The sequence below is a fragment of the Kitasatospora sp. NPDC056076 genome (assembly GCF_042266305.1).
In the GTDB taxonomy this organism is placed as follows: Bacteria; Actinomycetota; Actinomycetes; order Streptomycetales; family Streptomycetaceae; genus Kitasatospora.
The window spans coordinates 61,487-74,354 of the sequence record NZ_JBHJWG010000011.1 but is presented as its reverse complement, the minus strand read 5'-3'; the positions used below and the strand labels follow the sequence as shown (position 1 = coordinate 74,354).

The following is a 12,868-nucleotide window of genomic DNA, read 5'->3' as shown; positions in this document are numbered from 1 at the left end:
CCGGAGCCCGGGCCCGGGTCACAGGTGCTTGACCAGCTCCGGCATGAGGTCCTGGAAGGTGCGCCCGCTGGCGGGCTGGCCGATCGCGGCCATCTGCCAACCGCCCGGTGTGCGCTGCACCTTGGCCATGATCTGGGCGGTGTAGGGGCCGCCGCCGGTGAGGGTGTAGCGGGCCAGTTCGACGCCGGTGGTCTCGTCGACCAGGCGGCAGAAGGCGGCCTCGACCTCCTGGAAGGTCTGCCCGGTGAAGGAGTTCACGGTGAAGAGGATCTGGTCGACCTCGGCGGACACCTTGGTCAGGTCGACGGTGATCGACTCGTCGTCGGTCGCGTCGCCCGAACCGCCGACCAGGTTGTCCCCGCTGTGCCGGACGGAGCCGTCGTTGCTGGTGAGGTGCTGGAAGAAGACCACGTCCAGCGGCTTGCCGTGGGCGAATAGCACCGCCGAGGCGTCCAGGTCGATCTCCTGCCCGGCGGACAGCAGTTTGGCCAGGAAGCCCTTGCGCTGCACCGCCCGCCAGCCCAGGCCCATCCGGACCACGCTCAGCTGCCCACCGCCCGGCTTCTCCAGGCTGATCTTCTGCCCCTTGGCCAGCGAAACGGCCATCGTGCCCTCCTCGTTCCCGCCGCCGTCCGTGCCGTGAACCTATCGCACACAGAGAAACTATGATCATCGGACGGCGTCCGTCCAGGTCCCCTACCCAGGCGGCGGCGCTCCCACCCACCAGCCCCACCGGCCCCGCTCGCGGCGGTGCTCCGCGCACCGGCGGATCCACCCGTCCGACGACTGGCGTAGCCATGACAGGGGACCGGCCGGACGGGCGGCGCACGGTCTAGGGTCGCCTCGGAGCCGCTCCGACCCACGCTGGGGGACCACCATGCCCGAACAGCACGACGGAACACCGCCCGCGGCCACCGCCGCCACCACCGCCCGCCTCGGCCGCCGCCGGCTGCTCCGGGCCGGCCTCGGCGCGGGCGGCGCCCTCGCCGCCGGCCGCCTGCTGCCCGCCGACCCGGCCCGGGCCGCCACCCCGTTCGCCCCGGCCCCGCCGACCGCTCCCGCCGCCCCGACCCTGACCGCCCGAGCCGCCCGAGCCGTCCGCCCGGCCGCGCCGGGATCCACCGCGGCGCAGCCCTGGCCCGACTGGACCCGCTACGCCCGGATCGCCGACGGCACCTTCAACGAGCCCGCCGACATGCAGGGTTACGTCGACGCCCTCAAGGCGCAGAACGTCAGCGTCATCGAACTCGACACCCTGCTCTCCAACTGGCTCACCGACGCCGAGTTCGCCGCCCACATGGCCGACGTGAAGACCTTCACCGGCCTGGCCCACGCGACCGGCCTCAAGGTCGTCATGTACTACCCGTCCCTCGAACTGATCTCCCCCGGCGGTGAGAAGGGCCGCTCCTTCTACAAGGACGACCACGGCAAGGACTGGGTCCAGCGCGACCTCGCGGGCAAGCCCAACGTGTTCTACGGCAGCGTGGTGGTCTGGGTCGACCCGGGCGACGAGAGCGTCTGGCTCAGCCCCCACTCGCCCTGGCGGGACTACTACCTCCGGCGGATCAAGGGGGTGGCCGCCACCGGCGTGGACGGCATCTGGCCGGACGTGCCGATCTACTTCGACGGCGTGCTCACCTGGTGCGACGCCTCCAGCTGGGGCGCGGCCGCCTTCAAGGCCGACACCGGGCTCGCCCTGCCCCGGGCCGCCGACTTCACCGACCCGGTGTTCCGCCGCTACGTCGAGTGGCGCCACCGCAGCCTGCTCGGCTTCCAGTTGGACATCGCCGCCGCCGGGCGCTCGGTCAACCCCGACCTGGTCACCTTCGTCGAGACGGTCTCGATGGACTACCGCTACGCCACCTCCATCGGCCTGGACGGCGGCTACCTGCGCACCGCCGAGGGCGCCGTCTCCCAGGTCTGGGAGGTGGACATCCTCGGCAACTACGACGGGATGCGGCACGCCACCGCCACCGACTGGACCTGCCTGATCTCGATGTACAAGTACGCCCGCGCGGCCAGCGGCGCCAAGCCCGCCTGGGCGTTCTCCTACGGCTGGCAGGCCGACGACGCCTCGCTGGTGATGTCCCAGCTGATCGCGGCCGGCTGCAACCCGTACGAGGTGAGGACGCCGTTCAAGAACGACACCGTGGACGCGGCCATGCGCGCCCGGATGTACGCCTTCGTCCGGGCCAACCAGGCGAAGCTCTACGACCCGGTCTCCGCGGCCCGGGTCGGGGTCTACCACTCCGCGCCGTCCCGGGACTACGTCGCGCCCGGCGAGGGCAACGGGATGTACGCCAACGCCAAGGCCCCGGCCGGGATCGCCGACTGGTGGGGCGGCGACGACCCGCAGATGAGCTGTGCCGCGCTGCCCTGGCTCGGCGAGTTCCGCGGCACGGTCAAGGCGCTGGTGTACGCCCAGGTGCCGTTCGACACCGTGCCCAGCCCCGGCCTCGTCGCCGCCGACCTGGCCCGCTTCCAGGTCCTGCTGCTGCCCAACCTCCAGGCCGTCTCGGACGCCGAGGCGACCGTGCTGCGCGGCTTCGTCGCGGCCGGCGGGACGGTCGTGATCACCGGCCCGGCCCCCACCGCGCTGGACGAACTGGGCGGCCTGCGGGCCGAGTTCGCGCTCTCCGACGTCCTCGGACTGCGCCGGGCCGACCCGTTGCCCGCGAGCCGGCGGAACTCCTACGGCAGCGGCAGCTGCTGGTACCTCAAGGCCCTGCCCGGGCTGAGCTACCTGTCGAACACCGACCAGGCCTCGGCCGACCAACTGCTGGCGGCGGTACGGCAGTCGGCGCCGCCCGCCGTCACCCTCACCGGGGACCGGCGGATCTTCCTGGACGCCCGGCGGCTCGGCGGCGACACCGTCGTCCACCTGGTGAACTTCACCAACTTCGGCGACGCCCCGGCCGACTTCCGCACCACGCCCGTCAACTGCACCCTCTCCTACGCGCTCCCGGCCGGAGCGGCCGTCACCGCCGTGACCGTCGCCAGCCCGGACGGCACCGACCCGGCGCCCCGGCCCGTCCCGTACACGGTGACCACCGGGACGGTCGGCGTGCCGCTGACCGTCGTCCAGTACTCGGTGGTGACGATCAGCGCGTCGGCAGCCTGACCGGGGGGCGACCGGGCGGATCAGGCATCGCCGTCCAGCAGGTGCTGGCGCACCTCCTGGAAGGCCCAGGCCCCGCCGGCCGGCCGGGAGAACACCCAGACCAGGTCGAACCGGTCCGGCCAGGTGCCCGGCGCCCCGCTGCCGGCCGCTCCGAGCGCCTCGACGATCCGCGGGATCCGGGAGTGCTCCCAGCAGATCAGCACCGGCTGCGTTCCGGCGAGGGCGGCGGCGGCCAGCTGGGACTCCTGGGACTCGGCGTAGGTGGTGTCCACGGTCAGTCCGAGCCCGCCGGCCAGCGGGGTGACGGTCTGCCGCATCCGGTGGGCTCCGGCCAGCGGGCCCTGGTCGGTGGCGGCGTAGATCCGGGCGGGGGTGCGCAGGCCGGTCGCGGGCGGGGTGGTGAACAGGGTGGGCAGTGCCTTGGCCCGGTCCCAGCCGCGCTGGGTGAGGGACTTGCCGTCGTGCTTGCCGTTCTCGTCCAGGCCGGGCTGGTTGCCGTCGGGCTTCTCGCCGTGCCGGATGATCATCACGAAGGCGGCGCCGCCCGGGTCACTGGCCCTGGCGACCGGGCCGTTCTTGTCGGCCTTGTCCTTCTTGCCGGAGGAGCAGCCGGCGAGCACCAGCGGGGCGGCGGCCGCGAGGCCGGTGAGGAGCAGCCGGCGGGTGGGGCGGGCGGTCGTGGGCCGGGCGCTCACGCGGCACCCCGCTCCAGGCGCACCAGCGCGTCGATCGCGACGCCCGTCGCGACGCCGGTCGCACCGCCCGTCGCACCGCCCCGGTGGCCGGGTTCGGTGTCGACCTCGCGCCGGACGCGCTCGGCCCGCACGGTGTGCAGGCCGTAGGGGGCGAGGTCGGCGAGGACGTCCTGCGGGGTGAGCAGCACGGCCGGGTCCTGCGGGCCGCCGACGCCTTCGGTGAGGTTGCTCAGGTCGTGTCCGATCACCAGCAGGGTGCCGCCGGGGGCGAGTGCTTCGGCGGCGCGGTGCAGTGCGGCGCGGCGGTCGGCGGCGGGCAGGTGGAGGTAGGCGACCAGGACGAGGTCGTAGCCGACGGTGGGGGCCTCGTGGGTGCGGGCGTCGCCGTGGCGCCAGGTGAGGCGGTCGGCGACCTCGTCGGGCAGTTCGGCGGTGAGCCGTTCGGCGCGTTCGAGGGCGACGGCGGAGAAGTCGAGGCCGGTGACCTCCCAGCCCCGGGCGGCGAGCCAGATGGCGTTGCGGCCCTCGCCGGTGGCCAGGTCGAGGGCGTGGCCGGGGGTGCGGCCGGTGAGTTCGCGCACCACCCACCGGTTGGGCGCGGCGCCCCAGACCAGTTCACTCGCGGCGTAGCGGTCGTCCCAGCCCTGACTGTCCATGCGCTCCTCCGTTCGGCAGTCCTGTTCCGTCCCGGTCAACCTACCGGTCGGCCGCTGTTCGCCGCCCGGGTCGGTCCAGCGGGTGGACACCCTTGACGGCGAATATTGGTCCAGTCCAATCTGTTCAGTCGAGCACCCGTCACGCACGTGTCACCCCGCCCGGTCGCCCCCACCGCGTCCGGGCCGGCTCCCCACGGCCCGTCCGGGCCACGCACCGCCGGAACCCCCACACATCCGGAGGACACCCCGCATGCACGACCGCGTCCTGCCCGCACGGCCCGACCTGCCCGCCGAGGGTCGAGCCGCCCGTCGGGCCGCCCGGCACAGACGGGCCACCGCACTCGCCCTGGCCGCCACGCTGACCACCAGCGGCGCCGCCCTCGCCCTCACCCTCGGCTCCGCCGCCGCCTCGCCGGTCAACCTGCTGGCCAACGGCGGCTTCGAGACCGGCACCCTGTCCGGCTGGAGCTGCTCCAACGGCTCGGTGGTCACCACCCCGGTGCACGGCGGGAGTTACGCGCTCAGCGGCGCCGCCTCCGGCTCCGACACCGCGCAGTGCCAGCAGACCGTCACCGTCCAGCCGAACACCAGCTACACCCTGGCCGGCTTCGTCCAGGGCAGCTACGTGTACCTGGGCGCCACCGGCACCGGCGTCAACGCCTCCAGCTGGACGCCCGGCGGGACGGGCTGGAACCAGCTGAGCAGCACCTTCACCACCGGCGCCACCACGACCTCCGTCACGGTCTTCACCCACGGCTGGTACGGCACCGGCACGTACTACGCGGACGACCTCACCCTGACCGGTCCGGGCGGGCCGACCTCCACCACCAGCCCGACGGCGTCCACCAGCCCGACGGCGTCCACCAGCCCGACGGCTTCGGGCAGCCCCACGGCCACCGGCTCGCCCAGCGGCAGTCCGACCGCGACGGGCTCCCCGAGCGGGAGCCCCACCGGCAGCCCCACCGGGAGTCCGACCGGGAGTCCGACCGCGACCGCCACCGCGAGCGGCCCGGCCGGGGACGGCAAGGTCACCACCCCGACCGGCGTCACGGTCAGCAAGGTCACCTCCGGCGCCGTGGTGCTCGGCTGGCAGCCGTCCACCCTGAACGGCGACGACGGCCCGGTCGCCTACAAGGTGTGGTCCAACGGCCAGTTGGTCGCCACCTCGATGGGCACCTCGGTCGCCGTCAGCTCGCTGCGGCCCGGCCAGGCCTACACGTTCAGCGTCCAGGGCTACTCGGGGAGCCACGCCTCCGCCCAGTCCGCCCCGGTGAGCACCACGACCGCCGCGGCGCCCGCCCAACAGCCGGTCCGTGCGGCCTACTTCGACCAGTGGGGCATCTACGAGAACGCGTACTACCCGAAGAACGTCGACACCAGCGGCGCCGCGAACAAGCTGGACGTCGTCCACTACGCCTTCGCCAACATCGACCCCTCGAAGTTCACCTGCTTCCAGGCAGTGAAGGCCTCCGACTCGGCCAACGACTCCGACCCCAACGCCGGTGACGGCGCGGGCGACGCCTACGCCGACTACCAGGACGGCTACACCTCCGCCACCAGCGTGGACGGCAGCACCGACGGCTGGGACCAGCCGCTCAAGGGCAACTTCAACCAGCTGCGCCAGCTCAAGGCCAAGTACCCGAACCTGCGCTTCACCATCTCGATCGGCGGCTGGACGTACTCCAAGTACTTCTCGGACGCGGCCGCCACCGACGCCTCCCGGAAGGCCTTCGTCTCCTCCTGCGTCGACATGTTCCTCAAGGGGAACCTGCCGACCGGGGTCGCCGGTGACGCCTCCGGCGGCGCGGCCTCGGCGGCCGGCATCTTCGACGGCATCGACATCGACTGGGAGTACCCGGACTCGGCCGGCGGCCACACGGGCAACCACTACTCCCCCGCCGACAAGCAGAACTACACCCTGCTGCTCAAGGAGTTCCGCACCCAGCTGGACGCCCTCGGCGCCGCCCAGGGCAAGCGCTACCTGCTGAGCGCCGCGCTGCCCAGCGGCCAGGACAAGATCGCCCAGCTGGAGACCGACAAGATCGGCGCCTACCTGGACTACGCCGACGTGATGTCCTACGACATGCACGGTTCCTGGGACGCCAAGGGCCCGACCAACCACCAGGACCCGCTGCACGACAGCCCGGCGGACCCGACCACACCGATCACCCCCGGCACCCGCAAGTACAACGTGGACACCACCCTCACCGCGTACACCGCCGGCCTGCCCGAGTACGGCATCCCCGGCGGCTTCCCGGCGAACAAGATCGTGCTCGGCATCCCGTTCTACTGGCGCGGCTGGACCGGCGTCCCGGCCGGCTCGAACTACGGCCTGTACCAGAGCGCGACCGGCCCGACGGCCGCCAAGCCGCTCAGCCAGGAGGCCGGTCTGGCCGCCTGGAAGGAGCTCAACCCGACCGCCGCGCAGACCCATTGGGACCAGGTGACGGAGAACAGCTGGGTCTACGACGGCACCAACTTCTGGACGGGTGACACCCCGCAGGCCGTCCAGTCCCGCGGCGCCTACGCGAAGGGCAAGGGCCTGGGCGGCCTGTTCGCCTTCTCGCTGGAGAACGACGACGCCTCCGGCACCATGCTCAACTCTATGGACAGCAGCCTGCGCTGACGTCGAGCCGGTCGAACGACCGACGCCGGTGGCCCCGTTCGGGACCACCGGCGTCGGCATCGGTCTCGGCCCCGGTTCAACTCTTGAGGTTGAGCGAGGGGAAGAGGTCCGTGAAGGGCTGGGTGGTGACCGAGACGCTCCGGGCGAACGGATCGTCGAAGTCCCAGATCATGAACAGCAGGAAGGCGATCAGCACGCTGAAACAGGCCGCCAGGATCAACTCCCTTGGGGTGCGCTGGATCTGCAGCGCGAACAGCATGCCGATGGTCACCACCGCCCCGCCGATCAGCCCGAACCACACCACGCCCGGCATGGTCGGCCCGGCGTTCTGGCCGCGCTGGTTGCGGGAGTCGGAGGCCTGGCTGATCCGGTCGGTGATCGGCTGGTAGGCCTGGGCCTCCAGGTCCGAGGCCGGTGCCCGGGAGACCACCTCGTTCTGGATCTTGTCCAGCAACTCGGTGCCCTTGTCGGTGATCTCACCGTTCTTGCCCATGTAGTCCCACTCGACGGTCACCACGTAGGTGACGTACGCGTCGACGTCGGCCCGGACCTGGTCGCGGAACTCGACCGGGTAGACCACCGCCCGGTCGCTGACCTCCCGCAGCGACTGGGCCTCACGGAACAGGTCGTCCTGGGCGGCGCCGCGCGCCTCCCAGACACCCGCGATGGCGAGGCCGAGGACGATCGCGTAGACCACTCCGATCATCATCGTGATGTACTCGATGACGTCCGGCGTCTCGTCGGTGTTCTCGACGACGCCGGTGCCGCGGCGCCGCAGCACCACCACCGCCAACACAACGGCACAGGCCGCCGCCAAGGCGATGATCAGCGCCACCCACTCGGACATGGGAACTCCCTTCTCTGGCTTGGCTCGTGACGTGAAAGGCGAACCCCCGGGCCCGCTCGACAGGACTCGACAGGAGGAGCCGGGGGAAGGTCGGGACGGGAGGCCGTCAGGACCCGGAACCACCGCGGCCGCGGCCACGACCCGGGCGCAGCGAGGCCGCCGCGAGCACCGCGGGGACGGTGATCAGCAGCATCGTGGTGGTGGTCGAGGCGCCGTGGTGCGGCGGCGCGACGGGCCCCGGTTTGACGGCCCGCACCACCTTGAAGGAGGGATGCGCCGACGGCGTGGGCCGGGCCGGGCTCGGACGGGCCGGGCTCGGCAGCACGGGGCTGGGCGCCACCACGGCGGGGACCGTCGGGTCGGGCACCGCCGGAACCGGCACCACCGGTGGCGGTGGCGGAGCGGGGGCGGCGGGCGCCGGGGCTGCGGGCACGGCGGGCACCGCCGGGGGCGGTGGCGCCGGTGCGGGGGCGGGCGGCGGCGGAGACGCCGGGGCCGGGGCCGGGGGCGACGCCGGCGGGCTGGGGGCCGGAGGCGACGGGACCGCGGTCGGGGACGGCGTGGGGGTGGCGCTCGGGGTGGGCGTCGGGGTGTGGGTAGGGGTGGGGGTCGGCGTCGGTGTGTGCGTAGGCGTCGGGGTCGGGGTCGGGGTGGGCGTCGGGGTGGGGCTCGGGCAGGGGTGCGGATGGTGGTGGTGATGGTGGTGCCCCCCGTGGCCCCAGTGCCACCAGCCGTCCCCGTGCTCCCCCTGCCCGTCGTCACCGGACCATTCGTCGCCGCCCCCGTGGCCGCCGGACCCGTGGCCGCCGGTCGGTCGCCCCGGCGCCGGCCGGAGCCCGGCCGTGCCGGAGGGCGAGGGCACTGCAGGCACCGTGCCGGCCGTCAGCGGCCGGTGGCAGTGGTGGTGGTCGTGCGGCGGCCGGGGCCCGTGGTGGCGGCCGACATCGGGGGCGACGGTGACGCCGACCTCGACGTCCACGTCCACTCCGACGTCCACGCTGCCGCCCGGGCCCACCGTGGTGGACACGTCCGTCCCGGTGCACACGCAGGTGTCGACGGCCGCGCCGTTCGCGTGCCCGCCGGGGCGTTCGGCCCCCGAGGCGCTGGCCCCGCCGACCAGCGCGCACATCGCCACCACGCCGACCGCCGCGCCGATCAGCCGCGCCCGCCGACCGGGGACCGCGCCCCCGCCGCCGTGCCGCGGTATCCGTCGGTACTGCCGGCGCTGCGGCATGGGCTCCACACACCTCTCGGGTCGTCCGGGCAGGACGGAAGGGATTTGGCTGATCAGCCGACAGGAACGGACGGCAGTGGTCGGATCCGGATCAGAGCCGATCGGGTACGACCATGCGCATTCAGACGTGATCAGGCGGACGGCCCGCCACCGGGGCGGGCCGTCCGCCATCAGGTGAAACGATCTTCGCGCCGACCGGTTACGGCCCGCGCCCGCCGTTCCGCGCGCTCAGTGGCGGCGGTGCGCGATCTCGACGTTCTCCAGCACGCCGACCGCGTCCGGCACCAGGATCGCGCAGGAGTAGTAGGCGCTGACCAGGTAGGAGATGATCGCCTTCTCGTCGATCCCCATGAAGCGGACCGAGAGCGAGGGCTGGTACTCGTCCGGCAGCCCGGTCTGGTGCAGGCCGATGACGCCCTGGTTGTCCTCACCGGTACGGATCACCAGGATCGAGCTGGTGTTCTCCTTGGTGATCGGGATCTTGCTGCACGGCAGGATCGGAACCCCGCGCCAGGCCGGCACCTGCTGCCCGCCGAGGTCGACGTGGTGCGGGTAGATGCCCCGGGCGTTGAACTCGCGGCCGATCGCGGCGATGGCCTTGGGGTGGGCCAGCAGGTAGTCCGGGTCACGGCGGCGGTTGAGCAGCTCGTCCAGGTCGTCCGGGGTGGGCGGGCCGGAGTGGGTCTGGATCCGCTGGTCGAAGTCGGCGTTGTTGAGCAGGCCGAACTCCGGGTTGTTGATCATCTCGTGCTCCTGCCGCTCGCGCAGGGCCTCGATGGTCAGCCGGAGCTGGTGCTCGGTCTGGTTCATCGGCTGGTTGTACAGGTCCGCGACGCGGGTGTGGATCTTGAGGATGGTCTGGGCGACGCTCAGCTCGTACTCGCGCGGCTTGAGCTCGTAGTCCACGAAGGCGCCGGGGAGTTCGTACTCGCCGCGGTGGCCGGCCGACATGGCGATCTCGGCCTCGCCGCGCTCGTTCTGGGCCTGCAGCGGCAGGGACAGGAACGTCGTCAGGTGCTCCTGGAGGCTCGGCGCGTTGTCCCGGATGCGGGCGAAGTCGTCCCGGCTCAGGGTGAGGGCGACCCCGGAGGTGGTGGTCTTCGCCGTGTACTCCCAGACCGCGTCCGGGTTCAGCAGCGAGTCGTCGCCGAAGCGGTCGCCGTCGGCGGCCACGCCGACCACGGTCTCGTCACCGTACTTGCCGGTGCCGATCTTGTTGATCTTGCCGTGCGCGATCAGGAAGATCCGGTCGGCCGCCTCGCCCTGGGTGGTGAGCACCTCGCCGGGGCCGAAGTCGCGCTGCTGGCAGCGGTCGGCGAGGGCGGTCAGCACCTCCTCGTCCTCGTAGCCGCGCAGCAGGGCGAGTTCGCCCAGCTCGGCCGGGATCACGCGGACCTGCGATCCGGTCTTGATGAACTCCACCACGCCGTTGCCGACGGTGTAGGTGAGCCGTCGGTTGACCCGGTACGCACCACCGTGGGCCTCGACCCACGGGAGCACCTTGAGCAGCCAGCGGGAGGTGATCTCCTGCATCTGCGGGGCGGACTTGGTCGTGGTGGCAAGGTTGCGGGCAGCGGCCGTCGCGAGGCTCTGCTGCCGGTCCTGCTGTGTCTCCGGGCTCGTCGTGTCCACGGACATCGGCAGGGGTCTCCATTCGTGTGGTCGGATCACGCAGCCGGGGCCGGTACCGCTCCGGTTCCGGGGCATGCTCCGCGACGGATCATCAGATCCGCGAGCTGGTGGGGAAGTTGGCGAGTATCGAGAGGACGACCGCCATCGCCCGGCGGCCCATCCGGAACCCTAGATCACCAGAACCCGACGGAGCCCGTACGGCGGCCCACTACCCCCCGATAGGGTGAATCTCCGGTGATCCGCCCCCACGGGCCGCTATCGTCACCGGAACACCCGTTCGCGAGTGCGCAACCCCGTACCCCGGGCGCCCCGCCGAGCCGACCCCACCCCGCGCGCCCTCCTGCCGCGCAGCCTCCCTGCCGTCAACCCGGCACACCGCTCAGGCGACCTCCAGGCCCTGCCGCACCCGGTCGAGGCGGCCTGCGGCCAGGTCCTCCTCGGTGATCCAGAACGAGACGTTGACGAGTTCGCCCCACCGCGCGTCCACCGCCGAGCCCTCGACCTGGAGCAGCGGCCGGTGCCCGTCGGGGCGGGTGGTGTTGTCGCTGTCGCACCACCCCAGGAGCCGGACGTCGGCGCCGCCGAGGTGCTCGCGGCAGGCGTCCGAGACGCCCATGGCCACCAGGTAGTCGCCCGCGAGGAGCGCCCGCAGCTCGTCCTCCAGGTAGGAGGGCGCCGACAGGGCCCAGCGCGCCCGGACCGGCCGAGCGGGCAGCGGCTCCAGGCCGTCCGGGTCCGGCGGGGCCGGACGTTCCGGGCTCCCGACCGGGACGTGCAGCACCTGGCAGCTCTCCCCGTCGAGGTCGGCGGGCATCGGGTCGTGGAAGAACAGCAGCAGGCCCTCGACCGGCAACGGCCAGCGACCGCCGCCACCGGCCCGGAAGGCCTCCGCCAGCCGGGCGCAGTCGAGTCGGGCGAGCAGTTCCATCGGGTGGCCGTCGCCCTCGGGCCAGTCGACGCCGGGCGGCAGCGCCGCCGATCCGCCGGTCCGCCCGACGGACGTCCAGCCGGGCTCCTCCTCGGCGACGTCCGTGCGCAGTTCCAGCGAGGGGCGCAGCAGCCCGCCGACCCGGGAGGTGTGCTCGGGGCCCACCTGCTCCCGCAGGGCGACGTACAGCCCGTAGGGCAGGGGCAGGGGCAGGTCGTCGCCCGGTCCGGGGCGGTACGGCATCCATGCGTAGTCGGGCATGGCCCGAATCCTGTCACCCGGCTCCGACACCGAGCCCGGCACCGGCACCGACTCCGACGCATGCGGAAGGCCCGTCAGGTGCCGGTACGGGGGTGGCCGGCACCTGACGGGTGTACGGGGGGTGCGGCCGCGAGGGCCGCGCCGGGGGGAGGGGGTGGATCAGCAGGCGACCTGGGTACCGGGGATGCCCAGGATGCCGGAGTTGTTGGCCAGACCGCCCTGGTACTCGTAGTACAGGTACGAGTAGAAGTCGATCCGGACGCCCTGGCCGCAGGCCGAGTCCGGGGCCACGGCGTAGGTGACCGTGAAGGTGCTGCTGGCGCCGGGGGCGAGCGGGACGTCGTAGCGGGCGATGCCGCCGTGCACGTTGTCGCTGCACCCGTTGGTCTGGGTGCCGCAGGCCGTGGCGGTGTACTTGAGCCCCTTCACCAGACTGGTGTCGTACGTCTCCTGGACGCTCTGGTAGACGAACTGGATCGGGGTGTCGTACGGGTTGGTGAGCGTCAGGGTCAGTGTGAACTCACCTCCCCGGCCGGTCGTCTGGTGGTCGGAGACGGCCGTCAGGGGCAGCGGGCTGTCGGCAGCCCGGGCGGGTGCCGCCAGCAGCAGTCCGGCGGCGAGGGCCGGGCCCACGGCGAGCGCGGCACGGCTCAGATGTGTTCTGCGCATGTCCAAGGAGCGTAGGGGGCGGCGCCGTCGGGGCCGCCCTCCTCGGCCCGAACCCGTACTCGCGTACGAGCGGCGGGCGGACGCCCGGGACCGACCGTCCGCGTTCCGGCCCGGCGGAACCGCCGGTGCCCTATCCTTCGCCGCGCACCCGGACGGCCTGCTCGGGCCGGTGCGCCCAGGCCGGGCTGGCGCATTGAGG

10 protein-coding genes are annotated in these 12,868 nt (G+C 72.9%); 2 read left to right on the top strand and 8 right to left on the bottom strand.

What is annotated here, in order from left to right; translation table 11 throughout:
* Window positions 1-18 precede the first annotated feature (18 nt).
* A complete protein-coding gene (locus ACFC1T_RS11805) occupies window positions 19-606 on the bottom strand; it encodes a TerD family protein (RefSeq protein WP_375886802.1) in 588 nt (195 codons plus the stop codon).
* 271 nt (window positions 607-877) lie between these two features.
* Between ACFC1T_RS11805 and ACFC1T_RS11800 the strand changes: the two genes are divergently transcribed.
* Entirely contained in the window at window positions 878-3,121 is a 2,244-nt protein-coding gene (locus tag ACFC1T_RS11800) for a hypothetical protein (RefSeq protein ID WP_375886800.1), read from the top strand.
* 20 nt (window positions 3,122-3,141) lie between these two features.
* Here the strand turns inward: ACFC1T_RS11800 and ACFC1T_RS11795 are convergent, their stop codons facing one another.
* A complete protein-coding gene (locus ACFC1T_RS11795; protein ID WP_375886798.1) occupies window positions 3,142-3,816 on the bottom strand; it encodes a hypothetical protein in 675 nt (224 codons plus the stop codon).
* Window positions 3,813-4,472 (bottom strand): methyltransferase domain-containing protein, encoded by a 660-nt coding sequence (locus tag ACFC1T_RS11790; RefSeq protein ID WP_375886795.1) that lies wholly within the window; start codon window positions 4,470-4,472, stop codon window positions 3,813-3,815. Before ACFC1T_RS11790 ends, ACFC1T_RS11795 begins: the two co-directional genes overlap by 4 nt.
* Window positions 4,473-4,722: 250 nt before the next feature.
* On the opposite strand from ACFC1T_RS11790, the gene ACFC1T_RS11785 reads away from it, so the two are divergent.
* Complete coding sequence (locus ACFC1T_RS11785) at window positions 4,723-7,098, top strand: glycosyl hydrolase family 18 protein (RefSeq protein ID WP_375886793.1); 2,376 nt, start codon at window positions 4,723-4,725, stop codon at window positions 7,096-7,098.
* Between the two features lie 76 nt (window positions 7,099-7,174).
* On the opposite strand, the gene ACFC1T_RS11780 is transcribed toward ACFC1T_RS11785, so the two are convergent.
* From ACFC1T_RS11780 to ACFC1T_RS11760, 5 genes are all read right to left on the bottom strand, one after another.
* Complete coding sequence (locus tag ACFC1T_RS11780; RefSeq protein WP_375886791.1) at window positions 7,175-7,945, bottom strand: hypothetical protein; 771 nt, start codon at window positions 7,943-7,945, stop codon at window positions 7,175-7,177.
* Between the two features lie 106 nt (window positions 7,946-8,051).
* On the bottom strand, window positions 8,052-9,179 hold the full coding sequence (locus ACFC1T_RS11775; protein WP_375886788.1) for a hypothetical protein: 1,128 nt from the start codon (window positions 9,177-9,179) through the stop codon (window positions 8,052-8,054).
* A 228-nt stretch (window positions 9,180-9,407) separates the two neighbouring features.
* Window positions 9,408-10,817, bottom strand: coding sequence for a family 2B encapsulin nanocompartment shell protein (locus ACFC1T_RS11770; protein ID WP_375886785.1), 1,410 nt, complete (start codon window positions 10,815-10,817; stop codon window positions 9,408-9,410).
* Window positions 10,818-11,190: 373 nt separating this feature from the next.
* Entirely contained in the window at window positions 11,191-12,000 is an 810-nt protein-coding gene (locus tag ACFC1T_RS11765) for a DUF1963 domain-containing protein (RefSeq protein ID WP_375886783.1), read from the bottom strand.
* 159 nt (window positions 12,001-12,159) lie between these two features.
* Window positions 12,160-12,669, bottom strand: coding sequence for a hypothetical protein (locus tag ACFC1T_RS11760; protein WP_375886782.1), 510 nt, complete (start codon window positions 12,667-12,669; stop codon window positions 12,160-12,162).
* Window positions 12,670-12,868 lie beyond the last annotated feature (199 nt).